The sequence below is a fragment of the Halomonas mongoliensis genome (assembly GCF_052496345.1).
In genome coordinates, this window is record NZ_CP199288.1 from 1125312 (window position 1) to 1147166 (window position 21855).

At 69.3% G+C, this 21855-nt stretch carries 19 protein-coding genes and 2 tRNA genes; 5 read left to right on the top strand and 16 right to left on the bottom strand.

The genetic code is table 11. The features are described from left to right. Positions 1-71: 71 nt before the first annotated feature. Positions 72-2528 carry a glycerol-3-phosphate 1-O-acyltransferase PlsB gene (plsB, locus tag ACRYRV_RS05205; RefSeq protein ID WP_444985747.1) on the top strand — a complete coding sequence of 819 codons (2457 nt, stop codon included), beginning with the start codon at positions 72-74 and terminating at the stop codon, positions 2526-2528. Here the strand turns inward: plsB and ACRYRV_RS05210 are convergent, their stop codons facing one another. From ACRYRV_RS05210 to ampD, 6 genes are all read right to left on the bottom strand, one after another. After that, the gene (locus ACRYRV_RS05210) at positions 2529-3287 is read right to left on the bottom strand and encodes a class I SAM-dependent methyltransferase (RefSeq protein WP_444985746.1); all 759 of its coding nucleotides are present in this window, start codon (positions 3285-3287) and stop codon (positions 2529-2531) included. It abuts the gene before it with no gap. Continuing rightward, positions 3284-3988: a tRNA (adenosine(37)-N6)-threonylcarbamoyltransferase complex dimerization subunit type 1 TsaB gene (gene tsaB / locus ACRYRV_RS05215; RefSeq protein ID WP_253449310.1), complete on the bottom strand. Its 705-nt coding sequence runs from the start codon at positions 3986-3988 to the stop codon at positions 3284-3286. Before tsaB ends, ACRYRV_RS05210 begins: the two co-directional genes overlap by 4 nt. 163 nt (positions 3989-4151) lie before the next feature. Beyond that, positions 4152-4808, bottom strand: a complete 657-nt coding sequence (adk, locus tag ACRYRV_RS05220) for an adenylate kinase (protein WP_253449307.1) — start codon at positions 4806-4808, stop codon at positions 4152-4154. Positions 4809-5054: 246 nt separating this feature from the next. Further along, the gene (gene aceF, locus ACRYRV_RS05225; RefSeq protein ID WP_444985745.1) at positions 5055-7043 is read right to left on the bottom strand and encodes a pyruvate dehydrogenase complex dihydrolipoyllysine-residue acetyltransferase; all 1989 of its coding nucleotides are present in this window, start codon (positions 7041-7043) and stop codon (positions 5055-5057) included. A gap of 60 nt (positions 7044-7103) precedes the next feature. Continuing rightward, the gene (aceE, locus tag ACRYRV_RS05230) at positions 7104-9776 is read right to left on the bottom strand and encodes a pyruvate dehydrogenase (acetyl-transferring), homodimeric type (protein WP_253449301.1); all 2673 of its coding nucleotides are present in this window, start codon (positions 9774-9776) and stop codon (positions 7104-7106) included. A 374-nt stretch (positions 9777-10150) separates the two neighbouring features. Then, the gene (gene ampD / locus ACRYRV_RS05235) at positions 10151-10705 is read right to left on the bottom strand and encodes a 1,6-anhydro-N-acetylmuramyl-L-alanine amidase AmpD (RefSeq protein ID WP_309637506.1); all 555 of its coding nucleotides are present in this window, start codon (positions 10703-10705) and stop codon (positions 10151-10153) included. A gap of 97 nt (positions 10706-10802) precedes the next feature. On the opposite strand from ampD, the gene nadC reads away from it, so the two are divergent. Then, complete coding sequence (gene nadC / locus ACRYRV_RS05240) at positions 10803-11672, top strand: carboxylating nicotinate-nucleotide diphosphorylase (RefSeq protein WP_444985744.1); 870 nt, start codon at positions 10803-10805, stop codon at positions 11670-11672. Between the two features lie 18 nt (positions 11673-11690). On the opposite strand, the gene ACRYRV_RS05245 is transcribed toward nadC, so the two are convergent. After that, positions 11691-12230 carry a GNAT family N-acetyltransferase gene (locus tag ACRYRV_RS05245; RefSeq protein WP_253449295.1) on the bottom strand — a complete coding sequence of 180 codons (540 nt, stop codon included), beginning with the start codon at positions 12228-12230 and terminating at the stop codon, positions 11691-11693. Between the two features lie 101 nt (positions 12231-12331). Between ACRYRV_RS05245 and tsaA the strand changes: the two genes are divergently transcribed. Continuing rightward, complete coding sequence (gene tsaA / locus ACRYRV_RS05250) at positions 12332-13054, top strand: tRNA (N6-threonylcarbamoyladenosine(37)-N6)-methyltransferase TrmO (protein ID WP_444985743.1); 723 nt, start codon at positions 12332-12334, stop codon at positions 13052-13054. Between the two features lie 73 nt (positions 13055-13127). On the opposite strand, the gene purC is transcribed toward tsaA, so the two are convergent. From purC to dapA, 4 genes are all read right to left on the bottom strand, one after another. After that, positions 13128-13841 carry a phosphoribosylaminoimidazolesuccinocarboxamide synthase gene (gene purC / locus ACRYRV_RS05255; RefSeq protein ID WP_253449289.1) on the bottom strand — a complete coding sequence of 238 codons (714 nt, stop codon included), beginning with the start codon at positions 13839-13841 and terminating at the stop codon, positions 13128-13130. 41 nt (positions 13842-13882) lie between these two features. Beyond that, entirely contained in the window at positions 13883-14671 is a 789-nt protein-coding gene (locus ACRYRV_RS05260; RefSeq protein ID WP_253449286.1) for an MBL fold metallo-hydrolase, read from the bottom strand. Further along, the gene (locus ACRYRV_RS05265) at positions 14671-15636 is read right to left on the bottom strand and encodes a lipoprotein, NlpB (protein WP_444985742.1); all 966 of its coding nucleotides are present in this window, start codon (positions 15634-15636) and stop codon (positions 14671-14673) included. The genes ACRYRV_RS05260 and ACRYRV_RS05265 overlap by 1 nt, the downstream gene beginning before the upstream one ends. 61 nt (positions 15637-15697) lie before the next feature. Beyond that, positions 15698-16582 carry a 4-hydroxy-tetrahydrodipicolinate synthase gene (dapA, locus tag ACRYRV_RS05270; protein ID WP_253449280.1) on the bottom strand — a complete coding sequence of 295 codons (885 nt, stop codon included), beginning with the start codon at positions 16580-16582 and terminating at the stop codon, positions 15698-15700. A 196-nt stretch (positions 16583-16778) separates the two neighbouring features. Between dapA and ACRYRV_RS05275 the strand changes: the two genes are divergently transcribed. Next, positions 16779-17267, top strand: coding sequence for a peroxiredoxin (locus tag ACRYRV_RS05275; protein ID WP_444985741.1), 489 nt, complete (start codon positions 16779-16781; stop codon positions 17265-17267). A gap of 48 nt (positions 17268-17315) precedes the next feature. Here ACRYRV_RS05275 and ACRYRV_RS05280 read toward each other — a convergent pair whose 3' ends face one another. Both ACRYRV_RS05280 and ACRYRV_RS05285 read right to left on the bottom strand, forming a co-directional pair. Continuing rightward, a complete protein-coding gene (locus ACRYRV_RS05280) occupies positions 17316-18416 on the bottom strand; it encodes an AI-2E family transporter (protein WP_253449274.1) in 1101 nt (366 codons plus the stop codon). Then, positions 18413-18661, bottom strand: coding sequence for a sulfurtransferase TusA family protein (locus ACRYRV_RS05285; RefSeq protein ID WP_253449271.1), 249 nt, complete (start codon positions 18659-18661; stop codon positions 18413-18415). Before ACRYRV_RS05285 ends, ACRYRV_RS05280 begins: the two co-directional genes overlap by 4 nt. Positions 18662-18802: 141 nt before the next feature. On the opposite strand from ACRYRV_RS05285, the gene ACRYRV_RS05290 reads away from it, so the two are divergent. Next, on the top strand, positions 18803-20266 hold the full coding sequence (locus ACRYRV_RS05290) for a M48 family metalloprotease (RefSeq protein WP_444985740.1): 1464 nt from the start codon (positions 18803-18805) through the stop codon (positions 20264-20266). Between the two features lie 33 nt (positions 20267-20299). On the opposite strand, the gene nadA is transcribed toward ACRYRV_RS05290, so the two are convergent. From nadA to ACRYRV_RS05305, 3 genes are all read right to left on the bottom strand, one after another. Beyond that, positions 20300-21328: a quinolinate synthase NadA gene (nadA, locus tag ACRYRV_RS05295; protein ID WP_444985739.1), complete on the bottom strand. Its 1029-nt coding sequence runs from the start codon at positions 21326-21328 to the stop codon at positions 20300-20302. Positions 21329-21608: 280 nt separating this feature from the next. Next, positions 21609-21684: transfer RNA gene (locus ACRYRV_RS05300), tRNA-Lys, on the bottom strand. Between the two features lie 30 nt (positions 21685-21714). After that, positions 21715-21790 (bottom strand) — tRNA-Lys (locus tag ACRYRV_RS05305). Between the last annotated feature and the right edge of the window lie 65 nt (positions 21791-21855).

Genomic DNA, 21855 nt, shown 5'->3' on the forward strand with positions numbered 1-21855 from the left:
GGGCCTGACCCGTGGCCTCCCGGGAGACTATACTGGCCTTTTCTCTCCCTTTCCTGCAGCGGGGCAAACGGATGGCCTGGCAGCACCTTGTGACCTCTCCTCTGCGCGCGCTGACAAGCCGGATGATCGGCGCCTGGACCGAACCGCGCCTGGTCGAGCCCGCTCCGGACGCCCTGGCGCTGGAGCCAAGCCTCCCGGTGCTCTACGTGCTGCCGAGCCAGGCCATGAGCGACGCCTGGCTGCTGGCCGCGCTGGCACGCCGCCACGGCCTCCCCCGGGCAGACGGTCGCCGCCGGGTGGGCGAACTGACCCTGGACGCCTGCCTCCCCCTCCCCTCACCGCGCCGCGGACTCTGGCGCCGCCGCACCCGCCCCGCGGCCCCCTTCCAGGGGCTGGTCGAGCAGCGCCTGGCCAGCCCGGCGCAGGACGTCCAGCTGGTGCCGGTCAGCGTCTTCTGGGGGCGCGCCCCGGGCAAGCGCTTCGGCTTCTGGCACCTGGTGGCCGCCGACAGCTGGCAGCTCACCGGCCGGCTGCGCCGGAGTCTCTCGGTGCTGGTCAACCGCCGCAGCGTGGAGGTGCACTTCGGCACCCCGCTGCGCCTCGGCGACCTGCTCGACGAGACGACACCCGACCCCGCCCTGGTCAACCGCAAGGCGGCGCGGCTGCTCAGGGTGCACTTTCGCCGCGTGCGCACCCGGGTGCTGGGCCCCGACCTCTCCCACCGCCGCACCCTGATCGAGGGCGTGGCCAGGAGCCCCGAGGTGCGCGAAGTGGTCGAGGCGCTGGCCGCCGAGGGGCGTCCTTCGGCACCGCGCCTGCAGCGACGCGCCCTGCGCTACGGCCGCGAGATCGCCTCCAACATGACCTATCCGGTGCTGCGCTTCATGGATGGCCTGCTGCGCCGGCTCTGGAACCGCCTCTACGACGGGGTCGACGTGCGCGGCCTGGAGCGGGTCAAGGCGCTGGCCGGCGACCATACCCTGGTCTATGTGCCCTGTCACCGCAGCCATATCGACTACCTGCTGCTCTCCTACGTGCTCTACCACGATGGCCTGATGCCGCCCCATATCGCCGCCGGGCGCAACCTCGATATGCCGCTGATCGGCCCGCTGCTGCGCCGCGGCGGCGCCTTCTTCCTGCGGCGCAGCTTTCGCGACAACCGCCTCTACGCCGCGGTGTTCAACGAGTACCTCCACCGCCTGATCGCCCGCGGCCACCCCCTGGAGTACTTTATCGAGGGGGGCCGTTCGCGCAGCGGGCGCATGCTGCCGGCCCGCCCCGGCATGCTGGCCATGACCCTGCGCTCCTACCTGCGCAGCATGGCCGGGGGCCACCATCAGCCGCTGGCCTTCATTCCGGTGCATATCGGCTATGAGCGGATCATCGAGAATGCCAGCTACCAGCGCGAGCTGCGCGGCGGCAAAAAGCGCAAGGAGAGCCCCCTGGCCCTGCTGCGGGTGCTGGGCCAGCTGCGCCAGCCCTTCGGCCGGGTCTCGGTCAGCGTCGGCGAGCCGCTGCTGCTGGGCGACTTCCTGGATGGCGAGCTGGGGCCGGAGTGGCGCCGGGAGCGCGAGACTCGCCCTGCCTGGCTGACCGGCCTGGTGCCCCGGCTGGGCGAGACCCTCTGCCGGCGCATCAACGCCGCGGCGGCGCTCAATCCGGTGAACCTGGTGGCCCTGGCCCTGCTGGCCACCCCCCACCACGCCATCGAGCTGCGGCTGCTGGAGCGCCAGCTCGACCTGCTCGCCGAGCTCCAGCGCCGGCTGCCCGGCGCCGCCCACGCCAGCCTGCCGGCGGGCACAGCCGCCGACTGGATCGAGCAGGCCCTGGCGCTGGGCATGGTACAGCAGCGCGAGCAGCCCCTGGGCGATATCATCCTGGCCGACGCCGGCCAGGCCGCCCTGCTCGGCTGGTACCGCAACAATGTCCTGCACCTCTTTGCGCTCACCGGGCTCGTCGCCTTCGCCTTCCGCCACCAGCCGGCCCACGGCCTGGATGAGCTGGAGGCGCTGCTCGCCCCGGGCTGGCCGATTCTCGCCCGGGAGCTGGTGGTGGAGCCGCCCGCCTCCCTGCGCGAGGCGCTCTCGGCGATGCTGGCGGTGCTCGGCGAGCTGGGACTGCTGGCCCGCGGCGAGAGCGGCTGGCAGCGCCCCCGGGAGCCGCTGGAGGCCGGCGAGTGCCTGGACCTGCTGGGTCAGCTGATGCAGCCGTCGCTTGAGCGCGGCTACCTGCTGCTCGCCGTGCTGCTGAATGCCGGGCCCGGCCGCCTCACCGCCGAGGCCCTGGCCGACCAGGGGCACCAGCTGGCCGAGCGGCTGGCGCTGCTCTCGGGGCGGGACGCGCCGGAGTTCTTCGATACCCGGCTCTTCGTGAGCCTGGTGGAGAGCCTCGAAGAGGAGGGCTGGCTATGGCGGGAGGAGGAGCGCCTGATGTTCGACGACCGCCTCTGCGAGGCGGCCCACCACTCCCGCCAGCTGTTCGACCCGGCGCTGCGCCATCGCCTGCAGCTGGTCACCCGTCAGGCCTGATCAGCTCTGCTTCAGGGAGCGGTGCACATAGAGGTCGTAGCGGCTGGTCTTGCCCTCGATCACGTGACGCGGGGCCGGCCCCGCGATGGGCGGCGCCTTGCGGGGGCGCTTGACCACCACCCGATGGGTGGCCAGGTCCAGGGCCGCCCCCAGCAGGCGCGGGGCGTCGGCGTCATCGCCGGCCAGAGTGCGGAAGAGCCGCATCTCCTTCTTGACCAGCGCCGACTTGTCGCGATGGGGAAACATCGGATCCAGATGAATCACCTGGGGCGGGAAGCCGGCGGCCGCCACCAGGGCCGCCAGCTCGCAGGCCGCATCGCCGTGTGCCAGGGCCATGCGCGCGGCCACCTCGGCGGTCTCGGCATCCGCCCGGGCCCGGGCCAGGCCATCCTCGAGGAGCGCGAAGATCGCCGCGACTCGCTCCACCAGCAGCACCGGCGCCCCCAGACTCGCCAGCACGAAGGCGTCGCGCCCGAGCCCCGCCGTGGCGTCCACCACCGAAGGCGTCACTCCCTGGGCGAGGCCGCAGGCCCGGGCGATGAGCTGACCCCGGCCGCCGCCGAAGCGGCGCCGGTGGGCCGCCTTCCCGGAGGCGAACTCCACTGCCAGGGGGTGGCCATAGCGCTTCGCGTCGCCGGCCAGCACCAGGCGGCCGTCGCGCTGTTCGAGATGGAGCTCGGCCTCGGCGCCGAAGGGCAGCCCCAGCCGCTCGGCCAGGGCGGCCAGCGCCGCCCCGTGCACCGCCACCGGCTCGCTCATCGCGCCTTCTTCCAGGCCACCTCGTTGCGCAGGTAGACCGGCTGGACGAGGTGGGCCGGCTCACCGCCCCCCGCCTCCAGCTCGCCCATGGCCAGCAGGGCCATGTCGGCCGCCTCGGCCTCCACCTCCGGCAGACGCTGGCTCATCCCCGCCTGCACCTCGGCGGGCATCTGCTCCCAGAGCCCCCAGCCCGAACCGACGCCGACCCAGTCGTGGTCGTCATGGCCGGCGGGCAGGCGCAAGCGCTCGGGCGGCATCACCGCCTCCTCGAGGAGCGGCTCCGGCAGACCGTCGCGGCACTGCCAGGCCGCCACGTAGATCTCGCCCATGCGGGCGTCCAGGGCGGTGACCAGCCAGCGGAAGTGGTGGCGACGGTGGGCGCCCAGGGCCAGGGCCGCCAGGGTAGAGACCCCGACCAGCGGGCGGTCGAGGCCGTAGGCGAGCCCCTGGGCGGCACCGGCGGCGATGCGCAGGCCGGTAAAGGAGCCGGGGCCGCGGCCATAGGCCACGGCGTCCAGCTCCGCGGGCGCCACGCCGGCTTCGGCCAGCACCTCGTCGACCATGGGCAGCAGGCGGCGGGTATGGGCGCGGGGCGTCATCTCGAAGCGGGAGAGCAGCTCATCCTCGGCGCCCGCCCGGCGGCGCAGCAGGGCGGCGGAGCAGGCGCTCGAGGAGGCATCCAGGGCCAGCAGGATCGACATGGCAGCACCATCACAGGGGAGAAAAGTGGCGGCCATTATACGCGCCGGGGCCCCAAACGACGATGGCCCGCCAAAGCGGGCCATCTGGGTAGAGGCTGGCACAACATCGAGGGGCGCCGGGGACAGGCCTGTCGCCGGGTAAGCCCCGACGGGCCGGGCTCGATTAGCCCTCGAGGGCCTTGAGCACCTGCGCCTTGATATCGTCGACGCTGCCCACGCCCTCCACGCGGTGGTAGGCCGGCGCGGCGACGGCGTCCTGCTCCGCCCAGGCCTGGTAGTAGTCGACCAGCGGTGCGGTCTGCTCGTGGTAGACCGCCAGGCGGTTGCGCACGGTGGATTCGCGGTCGTCGTCGCGCTGGATCAGCGCCTCGCCGGTGACGTCATCCTTGCCCTCTTCTTTGGGCGGATTGTACTCGACGTGGTAGACGCGGCCGGAGCCCGGGTGCACGCGGCGGCCGGCCAGGCGCTTGACGATCTCCTCGTCCTCCACGGCGATCTCCAGCACGTGGTCGAGCTTCACGCCCGCTTCCTTCATGGCATCGGCCTGGGGGATGGTGCGCGGGAAGCCGTCGAAGAGGAAGCCGTTCTCGCAGTCGGGCTGGGCGATGCGCTCCTTCACCAGGGCGATGATGATGTCGTCGGACACCAGGCCACCGCTGGTCATGATCTCCTTGACCTTGACCCCCAGCTCGCTGCCTTCCTTGACGGCGGCACGCAGCATGTCGCCGGTGGAGATCTGCGGAATATTGAAACGCTCGCAGATGAACTGGGCCTGGGTGCCCTTGCCGGCACCCGGGGCGCCCAACAGGATCAAACGCATGTTCGTGTCCTTATATACAAGTGGTTGTCAGCAATGAGAAAACTTGGAGGGGAACGATAACCGTCGCCCGTGGGCAGCACAAGCACACCCCCTGGTCGAGGGCCTTCTTTCGAGCAAAAACACCTTGTATTTCAACAGGCTTTCCCCGAATAGCACTTTGGTCTTGCCGCCCCGATCGGCAGGAAATGACGACGGCGCCCTGGGGCGCCGTCGCATGCGGAGAAAACCGCGAACCGAGCCCGCCGCCTACAGCAGCAGACGACGGATATCGGAGAGCAGCTGCCCCAGCAGAGCGGTGAAGCGCGCCGCGTCGGCGCCGTTGACCGCCCGGTGGTCGTAGGAGAGCGACAGCGGCATCATCAGCCGCGGCTGGAAGGTCGCACCGTCCCACACCGGCTTCATCGAGGCCTTGGAGACGCCGAGGATGGCCACCTCCGGGGCGTTGACGATGGGCGTGAAGGCGGTGCCACCGATGGAGCCCAGGCTCGAGATGGTGAAGCAGCCGCCGGTCATCTCCTCGCGCTTGAGCTTCTTGGTCTGCGCCTTCTTGGCCAGCTCCACGGACTCCTTGGCCAGATCGATCAGCGACTTCTTATCCGCATCGCGGATCACCGGCACCATCAGGCCGTCCGGGGTGTCCACGGCGATGCCGATATGCACGTACTTCTTGTGCACCAGCGTCTCGCCGTCGCTCTTCAGGCTGACGTTGAACTGCGGGTACTGGCGCAGGGCGAAGGCGCACGCCTTGATCAGGAAGGGCAGCGGCGTGAGCTTGGCGCCCTGGGCCTCCGCCTCGGCCTTCATGGACTTGCGGAAGGCCTCCAGCTCGGTGATGTCCGCCTCATCGAACTGGGTGACGTGGGGCAGGTTGACCCAGCTGCGGTGCAGGTTGGTGGCACCCATCTTCATCAGGCGCCCCATGGGCTTCTCTTCCACCTCGCCGAACTGGCTGAAGTCCTGATCCGGAATCGGCGGAATGCCGGAGCCCGCCTGGGCGGCCGGCGCCGCGGCCTGGGCCTTGCCCTGGCTGGCCATCACCTGCTTGACGTAGGCGTGGACGTCCTCCTTGAGCACCCGCTCCTTCGGCCCACTGGGCCTGACCAGGCCGAGGTCGACGCCCAGCTCGCGGGCCAGCATGCGCACCGCCGGACCGGCGTGGACCAGCTTGCCGTCACGGGGCTTGTGGGCGGCCATCTGGGCCTCGGGGCTCGGCGTGCCCGCCGGGGCCGGCGCGGGCTTCTCGGCCCTGGGCGCCTCGGCCTTCTGCTCGGGAGCCTTCGCCGCGGGCTTCGGAGCCGCTCCGGCGACCTCCATATAGCCGATCAGGTCGCCCTCGGAGACGCTGTCGCCCTCCTTGACGGTGAGCTCGAGCAGCTTGCCCTTGAAGGGGCTGGGCACGTCCATGGAGGCCTTGTCGGACTCCAGGGTGATCAGCGGATCCTCCTCGTCGACCTCGTCGCCCACGGCCACGGCGATCTCGATGATCGGCACGTCGGAAGAACCGGAGAGGTCCGGCACCCGGATCTCGCGACGCTCCGGCTCGCCGGAGGCGCTCTCTTCCTCGGCTTCGGGCGCGGACTCGGCGGCACCGGACTCGGGCTCGGCGGTGGCCGGCTCGGCCGGCGCCTCGTCACCGTCGTCGCCGGCGATCTCCATGGTGCCGATCACATCGCCCTCGGAGACGCTGTCGCCCTCCTTGACGGTCAGGGAGAGCAGCTTGCCGGCGTGGGGGCTGGGCACGTCCATGGAGGCCTTGTCGGACTCCAGGGTGATCAGGGTCGACTCCTCCTCGACCTCGTCACCCTCGGCCACCACCACCTCGATGATCTCCACGCTCTCGGCGCCACCCAGGTCGGGCACCTTGATCTCCACGCTGCGCTTGCCGCCACCGGAGGCCTTGGCCGCGGGCTTCTCGGCGGCGGGATCGGGCGCCTTCTCGGGGGCCGGCTCGGCCTTTTCCTCGGCCTGGTCGGCCGACGGCTCGGCGTCGCCGCCACCCTCGACCGCAAGCTCGACGATGTCGTCGCCCTCGGAGACGGTGTCGCCCTCCTTCACCAGCACCTTGACCACGCGGCCGCCCTTGGGCGCGGGCACGTCCATGCTGGCCTTGTCGGACTCCAGGGTGATCAGGGTATCTTCGGCGGCGATGACGTCGCCCTCGGACACCGCGATCTCGATGATTTCGACATCCTCGCTGCCGCCGATGTCGGGAACTTTGATGATTTCGCTACTCAAGGTCGCGCTCCTTCAAACTCGTGCCTGATGGGCGGGCCCGGGGGCCCGCCGCTGGGCGGATCAGTCGGTCAGCGGGTTGGGCTTGGACGGGTCGATGCCGTACTTCTTCAGGGCCTCGCCGACCACCTTGCGATCCAGCTCGCCGCGCTCGGCCAGCGCCTTGAGTGCGGCCACGGTCACGAAATGCCGGTTCACCTCGAAGAAGTAGCGCAGCTTCTCCCGGGTGTCGGAGCGGCCGTAGCCGTCGGTGCCGAGCACGTGGTAGTCGGTGGGCACCCAGGCACGCACCTGGTCGGCAAAGAGGCGCATGTAGTCGGTAGAAGCAATCGCCGGCCCCTCGCGCCCTTCCAGGCAGCGGGTGATGTGGGGCTTGCCCGGCTCCGCCTCGGGGTCGAGGAAGGCCTCGCGGTCCAGGGCCAGGGCCTCGCGGCGCAGCTCGTTGAAGCTGGTCACGCTCCAGATGTCGGCCCCCACGCCCCAGTCGTCGCGCAGCAGCTCGGCGGCCGCCTCGACCTCGCGCAGGATGGTGCCGGAGCCCAGCAGCTGGACACGGCCCTTCTTGCCCTCGGTCTCCCGCAACAGGTACATGCCCTTGATGATCTCCTCGGCGGGCACGCTCTCGAGCTCGGGGTGCTCGTAGTTCTCGTTCATGACCGTGAGGTAGTAGAAGCAGTTCTCGCGGTCGGCGAACATGCGCTTCAGGCCGTCCTGGACGATCACCGCCACCTCATGGGCATAGGTGGGATCGTAGGTGCGGCAGTTGGGGATCATCGCCGCCTGCAGGTGGCTGTGGCCATCCTGGTGCTGCAGGCCCTCGCCGTTGAGGGTGGTGCGCCCGGCGGTGCCGCCGACCAGGAAGCCGCGGGCCTGCAGGTCGCCGGCCGCCCAGGCCAGGTCGCCGATGCGCTGGAAGCCGAACATCGAGTAGTAGATGTAGAAGGGCAGCAGCGGCAGATTGTGGTTGCTGTAGGAGGTGGCGGCCGCGATCCAGGCGGACATAGCGCCGGCCTCGGTGATGCCCTCCTCGAGGATCTGGCCCTTCTTGTCCTCGCGGTAGAACATGATCTGGCCCTTGTCCTGGGGCTCGTACTTCTGGCCTTCGGAGGTGTAGATGCCGAGCTGGCGGAACATCCCCTCCATGCCGAAGGTACGCGCCTCGTCGGGCACGATGGGCACCACCTGCTTGCCGATCTCCTTGTCCTTCACCAGGCCGTTGAGGATACGCACGAAGGCCATGGTGGTGGAGACCTCGCGGCCCTTGGAGCCGCCGAGCTGGGAGGCGAAGGTCTTGTCCTCTAGGGCGGGAATCGTCAGCGACTGGAAGTCGCTGCGCCGCTGGGGCAGGTAGCCGCCCAGGCGCTCCCGCTGCAGGTGCATGTACCTGAGCTCGGGGGAGTCATCCTCCGGCTTGTAGTAGGGCACCTCCTTGAGCTGCTCGTCGGTGAGCGGGATGCCGAAGCGGTCGCGGAATTTCTTCAGCGCCTCGAGCTCCATGCTCTTGACCTGGTGCGCCTCGTTGGCCGCCTCGCCATCGCCGCTGCCCATGCCGTAGCCCTTGACGGTGTGCGCCAGGATCACGGTGGGGCGGCCATTGGCGTTCTGGGTGGCCTGGTGGTAGGCCGCATAGACCTTGAAGGGATCGTGGCCGCCGCGGTTCAGGCGCCAGATATCCTCGTCGGACATGTCCTTGACCATCTCGGCGGTCTCGGGGTACTTGCCGAAGAAGTGCTTGCGGGTATAGCCGCCGTCGTTGGCCTTGTAGTTCTGGTACTCGCCATCCACGGACTCGTCCATGATCTTCTGCAGGACGCCCTTCTTGTCCTTCTCGAAGAGCGGATCCCAGAGGCGACCCCAGACCACCTTGAGGACGTTCCAGCCGGCGCCGCGGAAGACGCCCTCCAGCTCGTCCATGATCCGCGAGTTGCCGCGCACCGGACCGTCGAGGCGCTGCAGGTTGCAGTTGACCACGAAGATCAGGTTGTCGAGCTTCTCGCGGCTGGCCAGATGGATGGCGCCGAGGGACTCGGGCTCGTCGCACTCGCCGTCGCCCATGAAGCACCACACCTTGCGGTCCTGCATGTCCTTCATCTCGCGGGAGTGCAGGTACTTCATCACGTGGGCCTGGTAGATGGCCTGGATGGGGCCGAGACCCATGGAGACGGTGGGGAACTGCCAGAAATCCGGCATCAGCCAGGGGTGCGGATAGGACGACAGGCCGTCGCCGTCCACCTCCTGGCGATACTTGTCCATCTGCTCCTCGGTGAGACGGCCCTCCAGGTAGGCGCGGGCGTAGATGCCCGGGGCCACGTGGCCCTGGATATAGACCAGGTCGCCTTCGAAGTCGCCGTTGGGGGCGCGGAAGAAGTGGTTGAAGCCGACGTCATAGAGGGTCGCCGCCGACATGAAGCTGGCGATATGACCGCCCAGCCCCGGATTGGCGCGGTTGTTGCGGATGACCTGGGCGATGGCGTTGTAGCGGATCAGGGAGCGGATCTTGCGCTCCATGAAGAGATCCCCCGGCATCGGCGCCTCGCGGTGCACCGGAATGGTGTTGCGGTGCGGGGTGGTCGCCGAGAAGGGCGCCTGGGTCCCGTCGCGGCGCAGGCGATCCGCCAGGCGGGTCAGCAGGAACCGGGCGCGCTCCTCGCCCTCGCGATCCAGGACCGACTCGAGGGATTCCAGCCACTCTGTGGTCTCGATCGGATCGTGATCTTCTCTTGCATCCAGACTCATATGACGTCTCTCCGAATGACGATGGGGTGTCGTGTGCCCCGCAGTGCAGGGAGCATGGAGCCTTCTCTTGTGGAGAGGCATACACGCCGCATGTCGGGGGTTGTGTAGTAGTTTTACAAGACGACGCGATCAATCTGCCGTTGATTCACAGGAAGATACCGTAAAGCGCGCTCCCTGCCAATTCAAGACATATTGGAAATATTTTCCACTACACGAATATTGCAACGCAACACAAGGGATTACGGCAGATACGCCGGCCTGGAGGCATGGAGAAACAGCACCTTGTAGCCAAACTACCGTATGAATGCCGGCGCCCCTGGAAAGCCGTCTCGCCTCACCCTGAACGCCTCCCAATGTGCGTAGCCTTTCATGCGTCACCCCCGCAGCTGCTGACGAAAGAAGGCCCAGTCGAACGCCGGGCCGGGATCGCTCTTGCGCAGGGGCGCCACTCGAGCGTGGCTGGTAATGCGGCTTTCGTCCAGCGCCGGCCAGGCGGCCAGCAGCTCGGCGGTCACCTCGGCCAGGGCGCGGTACTGGGCCAGGGTGTAGGGGCTCACCTCGTCGCCCTCGAGCTCGATGCCGATGGAGAAGTCGTTGAGGGCCGTGCGCTCGCGCTCGCCGTCGCGCCAGCGGGAGCGGCCGGCGTGCCAGGCGCGGCGCTGGAAGGGCACGAACTGCACGCACTCGCCGTCGCGACGAATCAGCAGATGGGCCGAGACCCGCAGATGGGCGATCTCGGCGAAGAAGGGGTGGGCATCGGGGTCCAGGCAGTTGGTAAAGAGCCGCTCGATATGCTCGCCGCCGAACTGCCCCGGCGGCAGGCTGATGGAGTGCAGCACCAGCAGCGACACCTCGCCTGCCGGGCGCTCGTCGCAGTTGGGCGACGGCTGGCGGCGCGCACCCGCGAGCCACCCCTGTTCGATCGGCATGGGTCCCTCCCCTGACGTGATCCCGATGGATTCCCTATAATGGACGGCCCCGATCATCCCGGCCACCCCGCGCCGGCCCGACCCCGCGAGTGCCCCCATGGACCATCAGGACGCCCTGCCCTACCGCCAGAAGCTCGACGAAGAGATCCGCAGCGCCGCGGCCCGCCTGCTGGCGGAAGATATCGGCGACGGCGACATCACCGCCCGACTGATTCCGGCCGACGCCCGGGCCCGGGCCCGGGTGATCACCCGAGAGGCCTGCGTGCTGTGCGGCCTGGCCTGGGTCGAGGCCCTCTTCGCCCAGCTCGATCCCGGCGTGACCCTGAGCTGGAGCGCCGCCGACGGCGACCGCCTCGAGGCCGGCCAGGCCTTTCTGGAGCTCGAGGGCTCGGCCCGCAGCCTGCTGACCGGCGAGCGTGCGGCGCTCAACCTGCTGCAGACCCTCTCCGCCACCGCGACCCGCACCCGCCACTGCGTGGACCTGATCGCGGGCACCGGCGTGCGCCTGCTGGATACCCGCAAGACCCTGCCGGGGATGCGCCTGGCCCAGAAGTACGCGGTCACCTGCGGCGGCGGTCACAACCACCGCATCGGCCTGTGGGACGCCTTCCTGATCAAGGAGAATCATATCGCCGCCTGCGGCGGGATCGCGGCAGCGATAGGCGAGGCGCGCCAGATCGCCCCGAAGGCGCCGGTGGAGGTGGAGGTGGAGACCTTCGACGAGCTGGAGCAGGCCCTGGCGGCGGGCGCCGATATCATCATGCTCGACAACTTCAGCCTCGAGGAGATGCGCGAAGCGGTGCGGCGGACCGCCGGGCGGGCGACCCTGGAGGCCTCCGGCAACGTCGACGAGGGCACCCTGCGCGCCATCGCCGAGACCGGCGTCGACTGCATCTCCAGCGGCGCCCTGACCAAGGACGTCAAGGCCGTGGACCTCTCCATGCGCATCGTCGCCCAGGGGAGCTGACCCGGGCGAGCGGCGGGCTCAGGTCTCGACCAGCCCCAGGGGCTTCTCGAGGCGCTTGCGGCAGAGCCGCTCGCCGCCGCGCTCCACCCACTCCACGCCGATCTCGCGCCAGCCCCGCCGGACCAGGTGCTCCGCCAGTACCAGGCTCGCCTCGATATCCACGCGAGCCTGGCCCTGCTCGAGCAGCAGGCGCTCGGCGTGGACCAGCAGGGTCGAGCCGATACCGCGGCGCGCCAGCGACGGCCAGACGTAGAGGGTCTCGATGCGCCCCCGGGAGAGGTCCAGCTCGAGAAAGCCCACGCAGCGCCCGTCGCAGGCGGCCACCAGGGTGGTAAAGAGCGCCTGACGGGCCGCCCAGGCGCTGGCGTCTCGGGGCAGCGCCGCCACCCAGGCCTCGCGCTCGGCGACGCTGTAGTGGGCGCTGGCGCCCTGCATCACCGCATGGTGGAAGACCTCGGCCTGGTCGGCCGCGTCACGGGAAAGGGCCTGGCGATAGCAGATGCGCGGTCCCCGGGGCGGGGGCGCTGCGGCAGAGGAGGCACTGGCGATCTGGCTCATGGCAATCCTGTCGAAACCTGACTGTTGCAGGGAGACTACACAAGCCGGCCCCGAGCGCCAATCCCCTCGCCGCCGGGTCTTGCGGCGGGCATAATCCGGCCATGAGCGAACACCTTCTCCCCGACGCCTTCACGCTGTCGCCGATCGGCATCATCGAGAGCGACTACCCCGACAAGTTCGGCATTCCCCGCCAGCCTGGCCTGGCGCCGGCGGCCCGGGCGCGGCTGGTACTGACCCCGCCCTACGACGACCCCCTGGCGGTGCGCGGCCTGGAGGCCTTCAGCCATCTCTGGCTCACCTTCGTCTTCCACCAGAGCCCGGAGCGCTGGACGCCCCTGGTGCGCCCGCCGCGGCTGGGCGGCAACGCCAGGGTCGGCGTCTTCGCCAGCCGCAGCACCCACAGGCCCAACCGCCTGGGGCTCTCCCTGGTGGAGCTCATCGAGATCGACACCCGCCGCGGGGTGCACCTGGTGCTCGCCGGCGCCGACCTGGTGAGTGGCACCCCGGTGCTCGATATCAAACCCTACCTGCCCTGGGCGGAGTCTCGCCCCGAGGCCCGCGCCGGCTTCGCCCCCGAGGCCCCGCCGCAGCTGGCGGTGGTGTTCAACGACGAGGCCGCCGCGGCCCTGGCCAAGCGTCCCGAGGGTGCCAGCCTGCGCGAGCTGATCGTTCAGGTGCTGGCCCAGGACCCCCGCCCCGCCTACCGGAAAGGCGCCGAGAGTCGCACCTATGGCGTGCGCCTGCGCGATGTGGACGTGCGCTTTCGCGCCGAGGCAACCGAGGACGGCACACGCCTGGCCGTGGTCGATATCGTTCCCGCCTGAACCGCTCCTGTACGAGCGCCCCACGCAAGAAGGGCCCCGCAGGGCCCTTCCCGAGACACCAGAGGCAGCGGCCTCAGTCGAAGGTGACGCCGATGCGGCGGCCGACCTCCTCGTAGGCCTCGATGACGCCGCCCAGCCCCTGGCGGAAGCGGTCCTTGTCGAGCTTCTCCCGGGTCTCGGCGTCCCACAGCCGGCAGCCGTCCGGGGAGAACTCGTCGCCCAGCACGATCTCGCCCTTGAAGAGGCCGAACTCCAGCTTGTAGTCCACCAGCAGCAGGCCGCCGTCGGCGAACAGCGCCTTGAGCACCTCGTTGACCCTGAAGGTGAGCGCCTTCATCTCGGCGAGCTGCTCGGGGGTGGCCCAGCCGAAGGTCTCGGCCAGGGACTCGTTGATCATGGGGTCGTGCAGGGCGTCGTTCTTCAGGAACAGCTCGAAGGTGGGCGGAGTCAGGGCCTCCCCCTCGCTGACGCCCAGGCGCTTGACCAGGCCGCCGGCGGCGATATTGCGTACCACGCACTCCACCGGGATCATCTCGAGGCGCTTCACCAGGCTCTCCTCGGCGGAGAGGCGCTTGACGAAGTGGGTGGGCACTCCGGCCGCCGCCAGCTTCTCCATGATGAAGGCGTTGAAGCAGTTGTTGACCATGCCCTTGCGCGCCAGGGACTCCATGCGCTCGCCGTCGAAGGCGCTGGTGTCATCGCGAAAGTGAAGGACCAGCAGGTCCGGGTCGTCGGTGGCGAAGACCGACTTGGCCTTGCCGGCGTAGAGTTCTTGACGCTTTTCCATGAAAGCCTCCGGAGGCTTGGGAGAGATAAGGGTTGATCGGGTCAGGCAATGGCCTGCCACGCCAGGCCCGCCTCCTGGCAGGAGACGTCGAGCCGTGAATCGTCGCCGTCGAGCAGGGGCACCAGGGTCTCCAGGGCCAGCTCGGGGCGGTTGTTGTGCTCCGACAGATGGGCACAGACGATGCGCTGCAGGCGGTCGAGCCCCAGGCGCGGCAGCAGGGCGGCCGCCTGGCCGTTGGCCAGGTGCCCCCAGTCGCCGCCTACCCGGCGCTTGAGCCGCGGCGGATAGGGGCCCTCGGCGAGCATCTGCAGGTCATGGTTGCACTCCAGCACCAGGGCGTCGCAGCCGGCGAAGGCCTCGGCCACGTGCGCGGTGGGGTGCCCCAGGTCGGTGAGGATCCCGAGGCTGCGCTCTCCCCCGCGAACGCGGAACTGCACCGGCTCCCGGGCGTCGTGAGGCACGGTGACCGGGTCGATGGTGAGCCCCTTCACGGCAAAGCGCCGCTGGGGAGTGATCCAGCGGCGATCCGGCAGCTCGCCCAGGCGGCCCGAGGCCCAGGTGCCGGGGGTCAGCCACACCGGGATGCCATGGCGGCGCGCCAGGGGACCCACCCCGCGAATATGGTCGCCGTGCTCGTGGGTCACCAGCAGGCCGTCGAGCTGGCGAGGATGCAGGCCGAGGTCGGCCAGGCGACGCTCCGCCTCGCGCAGGCCGAAGCCGCAGTCCACCAGCAGGCAGGTCTCGCCGTCGCTGACCAGGGTCGCGTTGCCCTTGCTGCCGCTGCCCAGGGAGGCAAACCGCAGCCTCCCCGCCGCCTGCCCTGCCGTCATCAGCGCAGCAGGCCCGCCACCCGCTCGAGCAGCTCGCGCTGATCCTCGGGGCTGAAGCCGCGCTCGCTGGCGTTCTCGGCGCGCAGCACGGTCTGACGGGGGCCCTCGGACTCCAGTACCAGGCGGACCTGCTGATGCATCTGGCGCACGTCGGCGCTGAAGACGACCTGCAGCGGATTGCGGTTGCGCTCGGTCACCGTCATGTAGCTGATCAGAAAGGCGCGGCCCGCCGGGTCGCTCTCCAGCAGCTCGCGGCGCTCCTCCACGGTGAAGTCCTGGCGCAGCTGGTGGTCGAGCTCGGCCCAGGTGCGGTCGATGTCCAACGGAATCTCCACCAGCCACTCGTCGCCGCGCTGGGTCAGGCTCAGGCGCGCCTCGCCGGCCAGGCGCTGGGCGGCCAGCGACGAGGCGCTGGCGGTGGCGCTGCGCGCCCCGAAGTGCTGTTCCAGGGCGTCCAGGCAGGCGCCTACCGGACTGCCGTTCTGGTCGCAGCGCACCTCGCTGTCGCCGGCGCGCAACCCCTGGCGCACGCTCAAGCGCGCCTGCTGGGTCTCGATCACTCCACGGGAGGAGTCGCTGGCCATGACGCCAAGGCCGCGGCTGCGGGCGAAATCCTCGAGCTGGGGCCAGACGCTGCCCGGGTCGGCGCCCACCACCAGCCAGGCGTCCTGGCCGATGGCACGACGCTCGACGAAGTCGCGCTCCACCGCGCGACCGGCGCCCAGGGCCTGGGGGCTCGGTGCCCGGAAGCGACCGTCGGGGGCCTGGAAATCACCGGCCGCCTGGGGCACCGGCATGGCATCGCGGTAGCGCTGCGGGTCCCGGGTCTCGGGCAGGGTCAGGGCCGGGGCGGTACGCGCCTCGGCGTAGTCGACGTTGCGGTCGTGGTAGTAGCCGCTGTCGCGGGCACAGCCCGCCAGAGCGAGGGCCGCTACCAGCGGCAGCCATTTCAGCGCAGAGTTCATGCGTCCACCTTGCATCCAGTTCTCCAGGTTCCGCCACGGCAATGGTCCGGCACGGCGAGGATCACTCCTCGATCACGCCGGCCAGCTGCAGGGCCTCGCTGATCGTGGAGTGGTACTTCTCCGAGAGCCAGGTGAGCGGCAAACGGATGCCCGGCTCGATCAGCCCCATGCGATAGAGCGCCCACTTGACCGGAATCGGGTTGGACTCGATCCCCAGGTTGGTGTGCAGCGGCATCAGGCGGGTGTTGAGCTGATGGGCGCGGTCGGTATCGCCGGCCACCGCCGCGGCACAGAGGTCGTGCATGGCCCTGGGGGCCACGTTGGCGGTCACCGAGATATCGCCGTGGCCGCCCATCAGCATGAAGTCGCAGGCGGTACCGTCATCGCCGGAGTAGAGCATGAAGTCGCTGCCCTTGAGCCGTGCAATCAGGTCTTCGGCGCGCTCCAGGTTGCCGGTGGCGTCCTTGAGGCCGATGATGTTGTCCACCTCGGCCAGGCGCAGCACCGTCTCGTTGTAGAGATCCGAGCAGGTCCGGCCGGGCACGTTGTAGAGGATCACCGGCAGCTTGCTGCCCTCGGCCACCGCCTTGAAGTGGCGGTAGAGCCCCTCCTGGGTCGGCTTGTTGTAGTAGGGGCAGACCGACAGGCAGTAGTCGGCCCCCACCTCGCTGGCATAGCGCGCCAGCTCCACCGCCTCGGAGGTGGCGTTGGCGCCGGTACCGGCGATCACCGGAATCCGGCCGTCTACCTCTTCCACCACGGCGCGAATCACGTCGAAGTGCTCGGCAAAGGACATGGTGGTGGGCTCGCCGGTGGTGCCGGCGGCGACGATGCCATCGGTACCGTTGTCGAGGTGGAAGTTCACCAGCCGACGCAGCGCCTCCCAGTCGATGTCGCCATTGGTCTTCATCGGCGTCGCCAGGGCGACGATGCTTCCCGTGATCATCCTCTCTATCCTCTCGATTCAACGGCTGCGCCTCGACCCGGTGGCCACCGGGTCGGCAGGGGGCTGGGCCCACGGCCCGCATCAAGGGTCAAATGGTACTCAGGCGGCGGGAGCCTGTACAGCGAGGCGCGCCACTTTGACAGCGCCGCGGCGCTTGCGTGTAATCGACTCCCCAACCCACCCGCAGGAGATTCCCATGACCCTCAGCATCGGCCAGCCGGTTCCCGACTTCACCGCTACCGCTACCGGCGACACCACCGTGACGCTCTCCGAGCTCAAGGGCCGGCAGGTGGTGGTCTACTTCTACCCCAAGGCCAGCACCCCGGGGTGCACCACCGAAGGGGGCGACTTCCGCGACCTCAAGACGGCCTTCGATGCCGCCAACACCGTGATTCTGGGCGTCTCCCGGGACGGCATCCGCGCCCAGGAGAACTTCAAGGCCAAGCAGGCCTTCAACTTCGCGCTGATCTCCGACAAGGACGAGACGGTGTGCGGCCTCTTCGACGTCATCAAGCTCAAGAAGATGTACGGCAAGGAGCACCTGGGCATCGAGCGCAGCACCTTCCTGATCGACGCCGAGGGCAGGCTCGCCCGGGAGTGGCGCGGGGTCAAGGTGCCGGGCCACGCCCAGGAGGTGCTGGAGGCGGCCCAGGCGCTGCATGACGGCACCCCGAACGACGCCTGAGAGGAGCTGGAGAACGGGGCCCGGCGGGCCCCGTCGGCTCGGCCGACCTCACTTCTCGGCCAGGGCCTCGGCGGCCTCCTCGCGCTTGTGCTGCTGGATGCCCCGCGGCCAGGCGTAGACCAGCGCCTTGAGCAGGGTCGCCAGGGGGATGGCGAAGAAGATCCCCCAGAAGCCCCAGATCCCCCCGAAGAAGAGCACCGCCACGATGATCGACACCGGATGCAGGTTGACCGCCTCGGAGAAGAGAATCGGCACCAGCACGTTGCCATCAAGTGCCTGGATGATGCCGTAGGCGATCAGCACGTAGGCGAACTCGCTGGTCATGCCGAAATGGAAGCCCGCCACCGCCGCCACCGGCAGGGTCGCCACCGCCGCGCCGATATAGGGCACCAGCACCGAGAAGCCCACCAGCACCGCCAGCAGCGCCGAGTAGGGCAGGCCGAAGAAGGCGAAGGTCAGGAAGGAGACGGTGCCGACGATAATGATCTCGATAAACTTGCCGCGCACATAGTTGGCGATCTGATCGTCCATCTCGTGCCAGATGCGGGTCATCAGGGTACGCTTCTGGGGCAGCAGCGACAGGGTGAAGCCCACCAGGGTCTCGCGATCCTTGAGCAGGAAGAAGACCAGAATCGGCACCAGCACCAGGTAGATGATCAGCGACAGCACATTGCCAAGCGACGCCAGCGACAGGGTCAGGGCGCGCTGCCCGAACTGGGTCATTTCGCGACCGGCCACGGCGATCCAGTTCTGGATCTGGTCCGGAGTGATCAGGTGGGGATAGCGCTCCTGGAGATCGTCGAGGAGCTGCTGGCCGCTGGCAAACATCCGCGGCGTCTCCTGCACCAGCCCCACCAGCTGGTTCCAGATCAGCGGCATCAGGATAAAGGCCAGCGTCAGCAGCATGCCGATGAAGCCCAGGAACACCAGGGTGACCGCCAGCAGGTGCGGCATATGGCGCCGCTCCAGCCAGCTCACCGCGCCCTGGAGCAGGAAGGCGATGACCAGGGCGGTCAGGAAGGGGGCCAGCATGCGGCCGAAGAGGATGACCGCGGCGAAGCCGAGCACCAGCACCACCAGCAGGATCACCGCCTCCTCATCGGAGAAGTAGTGGTCGATCCAGCTCTTGAAGACGGAGCGCAGGGTCATGGCGCGCTCTCCCCGCCCTTGCGGATCCAGTAGTGGTAGACGTCGCCGCGCTCCTCGCGAGCCGGCATCTCGTGCGGACTCTGGCTGATGAAGGTCTCGAAGTCGTGCCAGGAGCCCGCGTCGGTGGCCATCACCTCGAGCAGCTGGCCCGGTGCCAGCCGCGCCAGCGCCTGCTTGGCCTTGAGCAGCGGCAGCGGACAGGGCAGGCCGCGCACATCCAGCCGGTCGTCGGGTTGCAGAGCCATGTAATCTCCCGGAAGAATAGGGCGTGTGGCCGCCGGCGCGCACTGCGCTGCGGCAAGAAGGTCCTTGGGATTTAAAGGCACTTTCCCGAGCGAATCAATGTCAGAGCGTGGCCACCCCGCCCCGCCACAGGAGAACCGAGCATGCCGCGCCGCCCTTTCCGACTCGCCGTCGGCATCCTGTGCCTGGCGCTGGCGCTGCCCGCCGGCGCCCAGTGGACCCAGCCCCAGTGGGACAGCGCCGCCGGCCTGCCGAGTCTCGCCAGCAGCGACAGCCAGGCCGCCAGCGGCGAGGAGTTCCGCCTGGGGCGCGCCTGGCTGCGGCAGTTCCGGGCCCGGGCGCCTCAGTGGCAGGACCCCATCGCCCAGTACTATGTGGAGTCGCTGATCGCCGGCCTGCTGCCCCACAGCGGCCTGGGCGGCAGCCAGACGCTGGTCACCCTGGTCGACAGCCGTCAGCTCAACGCCTTTGCCGTGCCGGGGGGCATCATCGGGGTGAACGCCGGCCTGTTTGCCTTCGCCGAGGAGGAGGCCGCCCTGGTCTCGGTGCTGGCCCACGAGCTCGGCCACCTCTCCCAGCGCCACTACGCCCGGGGCCAGGCCCGCGCCGAGCAGACCCAGGTGCCGGCCATGGCCGCCATGCTGGCCGGCATGCTGATCGCCGCCGCCGGCGGCGGTGACGCCGGCATCGGCGTGGCCATGGGCTCCCAGGCGGCCTTCATCCAGGATCGGCTGGCCTACTCGCGGCGCTTCGAGCAGGAGGCCGACCGTATCGGCCTCCAGGCCATGGCCCAGGCGGGCTACGACCCCGAGGCCATGGTGCGCATGTTCCGGGCCATGCAGCGCATGGCCAGCCTGCAGGGCGGCAACCCACCGGAGTTCCTGCTCACCCACCCGCTGACCGAATCGCGCATCAGCGACGCCGAGGACCGCGCCGGCCAGCTGTCGACGAGCAGCATCCGCCGCGATGCGCTCCAGTACCATCTGGTGCGCGCCCGGGCCCTGCTGACCATCCACGAGCGCGACCCCCAGCAGGCGGTCACCCGCCTCGCCCAGGATGACGTCCCCGAGGCCGCCAGGCGCTACCTGGACGCCCTGGTGGAGGCGCGCCGGGGCAATACCGACGCCGCCCTCTCGGCCCTCGATGCCCTGGCGCGCCAGGAGCCCGACCTGGGGCTGCTGCCCGCCTCCGCCGCCCAGATGGCCTATGACGCCGGCCGCTATGACGACGCCATCGAACGCAGCCGGCGGCTGCTGCGGCTGATGCCGGGCTATCTGCCGGCTACCCTGACGCTGGGCGAGGCGCTGCTGCAGCGCGATCCCGACGAGGCGTGGCGGGTGCTTCGGGAGCTCGCCGAGCGGCGCCCCGAGGACCCTCAGGTCTTCACCCTGCTGGCCCAGGCCGCCGGACGCAGCGGACGCGAGGCCTGGGGGCATCTGGCCCGGGCCGAGCAGCTGCAGCTCAGCGGCCGGGTCAGCGAGGGGATTCGACAGCTGGAGGTGGCACGACGGGTCGCCGAGCAGGAGGGGGACGCCTCGGCCACCGCTCGCATCGAGCAGCGCCGCGAGGCGTTTATCGGCTATCGGGAGACGCTGGAGAAGTTCTGATCAGAACGCTCCTCGAACCTCGCCCCTCGAACCTTATGCCTGGAAATTGAGCATCCGCTCCAAGGGCTTGAGGGCGGCCTGACGCAGGGCATCATCGACATGGATCTCGCCGCTGCCTTGGCGCAGGGCATCGGCCAGGTTGTCCAGGGCATTCATGGCCATCCAGGGGCAGTGGGCGCAGCTCCTGCAGGTGGCGCCATTGCCGGCGGTGGGGGCCTCGAAGAGGGTCTTCTCGGGGACCACCTGCTGCATCTTGAAGAAGATGCCGCGGTCGGTGGCCACGATCAGCTTGTCATTGGGCAGCGTCTGGGCGGCCTTGATCAGCTGGGAGGTAGAGCCCGCCACGTCGGCCAGCTCCACCACCGAGGCCGGCGACTCCGGATGCACCAGCACCGCAGCCTCCGGATAGAGCGCCTTGAGCTCCTCGACCCCCTTGGCCTTGAACTCCTCGTGAACGATGCAGGCGCCGTCCCAGAGCAGCATGTCGGCACCGGTCTTCTTCTGGATATAGCCGCCCAGGTGCTTGTCCGGGGCCCAGAGGATCTTCTCGCCGCGGGCCTGGAGGTGCTCGATCACCTCGACGGCGATGGAGGAGGTCACCACCCAGTCGGCGCGGGCCTTCACCGCCGCCGAGGTATTGGCGTAGACCACCACGGTGCGGTCCGGATGCTGGTCGCAGAAGGCGGCGAACTCATCGGCCGGGCAGCCCAGGTCCAGGGAGCAGGTCGCTTCCAGGGTGGGCATCAGCACGCGCTTCTCCGGGGAGAGGATCTTGGCGGTCTCGCCCATGAAGCGCACCCCGGCCACCACCAGGGTCTCGGCCGGATGGCGGGCGCCGAAGCGGGCCATCTCCAGGGAGTCGGCCACGCAGCCGCCGCTCTCTTCGGCGAGCTGCTGGATGGCATCGTCGGTGTAGTAGTGGGCCACCAGGACGGCGTTGTTGGCCTCGAGGAGCCGCTTGATCTCCTCGACGCGCGCCTCGTCCTCGGCGGGAATCCGGGTGGGGCAGTAGGTACGGGCCAGGTGACTGCGCACCTCGGCACGGGAAGTCATGATCGTCATCGTGTCTACCACTGTGACTGGCAGGGGCTCCCCCTGCATGATCGGGTGCATCGCGGCTCGCGCGCTCCGCGCGGACGATGCGCCTGGTGCCCGAGGCGTCTCTCGCCTCCGTCGGCAGGCTACCATTCTAGACCAGAATGCCGGTGCCTTGACCAGCGCCGGCCGAGAAATCGGTCGCACAGACCCTTGGACACTCACCCTGCCGGCTCGTTCTGGCACCGGCCGACTCATGGCCATAAAGCAGAACGCCCCGACCTCTGGGAGGCCGGGGCGCGGAATCTGGTGGGTCGTGTAGGATTCGAACCTACGACCAATTGGTTAAAAGCCAACTGCTCTACCAACTGAGCTAACGACCCGAGCTTGCGAACAAGCCTTGCAGGCCCGGATGGTGGGTCGTGTAGGATTCGAACCTACGACCAATTGGTTAAAAGCCAACTGCTCTACCAACTGAGCTAACGACCCTTCCGAACGGGGGCAGATATTACTGATCTACCCCTCGCCTGGCAAGCACTTTTTTGCCTTTTGTC

Excerpts from the sequence above, each read along its gene's own strand:
- plsB (WP_444985747.1), top strand. The coding sequence starts at position 72 with ATGGCCTGGCAGCACCTTGTGACCTCTCCTCTGCGCGCGCTGACAAGC.
- ACRYRV_RS05210 (WP_444985746.1), bottom strand. The coding sequence starts at position 3,287 with ATGAGCGAGCCGGTGGCGGTGCACGGGGCGGCGCTGGCCGCCCTGGCC.
- tsaB (WP_253449310.1), bottom strand. The coding sequence starts at position 3,988 with ATGTCGATCCTGCTGGCCCTGGATGCCTCCTCGAGCGCCTGCTCCGCC.
- adk (WP_253449307.1), bottom strand. The coding sequence starts at position 4,808 with ATGCGTTTGATCCTGTTGGGCGCCCCGGGTGCCGGCAAGGGCACCCAG.
- aceE (WP_253449301.1), bottom strand. The coding sequence starts at position 9,776 with ATGAGTCTGGATGCAAGAGAAGATCACGATCCGATCGAGACCACAGAG.
- ampD (WP_309637506.1), bottom strand. The coding sequence starts at position 10,705 with ATGCCGATCGAACAGGGGTGGCTCGCGGGTGCGCGCCGCCAGCCGTCG.
- nadC (WP_444985744.1), top strand. The coding sequence starts at position 10,803 with ATGGACCATCAGGACGCCCTGCCCTACCGCCAGAAGCTCGACGAAGAG.
- ACRYRV_RS05245 (WP_253449295.1), bottom strand. The coding sequence starts at position 12,230 with ATGAGCCAGATCGCCAGTGCCTCCTCTGCCGCAGCGCCCCCGCCCCGG.
- tsaA (WP_444985743.1), top strand. The coding sequence starts at position 12,332 with ATGAGCGAACACCTTCTCCCCGACGCCTTCACGCTGTCGCCGATCGGC.
- purC (WP_253449289.1), bottom strand. The coding sequence starts at position 13,841 with ATGGAAAAGCGTCAAGAACTCTACGCCGGCAAGGCCAAGTCGGTCTTC.
- ACRYRV_RS05260 (WP_253449286.1), bottom strand. The coding sequence starts at position 14,671 with ATGACGGCAGGGCAGGCGGCGGGGAGGCTGCGGTTTGCCTCCCTGGGC.
- ACRYRV_RS05265 (WP_444985742.1), bottom strand. The coding sequence starts at position 15,636 with ATGAACTCTGCGCTGAAATGGCTGCCGCTGGTAGCGGCCCTCGCTCTG.
- dapA (WP_253449280.1), bottom strand. The coding sequence starts at position 16,582 with ATGATCACGGGAAGCATCGTCGCCCTGGCGACGCCGATGAAGACCAAT.
- ACRYRV_RS05275 (WP_444985741.1), top strand. The coding sequence starts at position 16,779 with ATGACCCTCAGCATCGGCCAGCCGGTTCCCGACTTCACCGCTACCGCT.
- ACRYRV_RS05280 (WP_253449274.1), bottom strand. The coding sequence starts at position 18,416 with ATGACCCTGCGCTCCGTCTTCAAGAGCTGGATCGACCACTACTTCTCC.
- ACRYRV_RS05285 (WP_253449271.1), bottom strand. The coding sequence starts at position 18,661 with ATGGCTCTGCAACCCGACGACCGGCTGGATGTGCGCGGCCTGCCCTGT.
- ACRYRV_RS05290 (WP_444985740.1), top strand. The coding sequence starts at position 18,803 with ATGCCGCGCCGCCCTTTCCGACTCGCCGTCGGCATCCTGTGCCTGGCG.
- nadA (WP_444985739.1), bottom strand. The coding sequence starts at position 21,328 with ATGACGATCATGACTTCCCGTGCCGAGGTGCGCAGTCACCTGGCCCGT.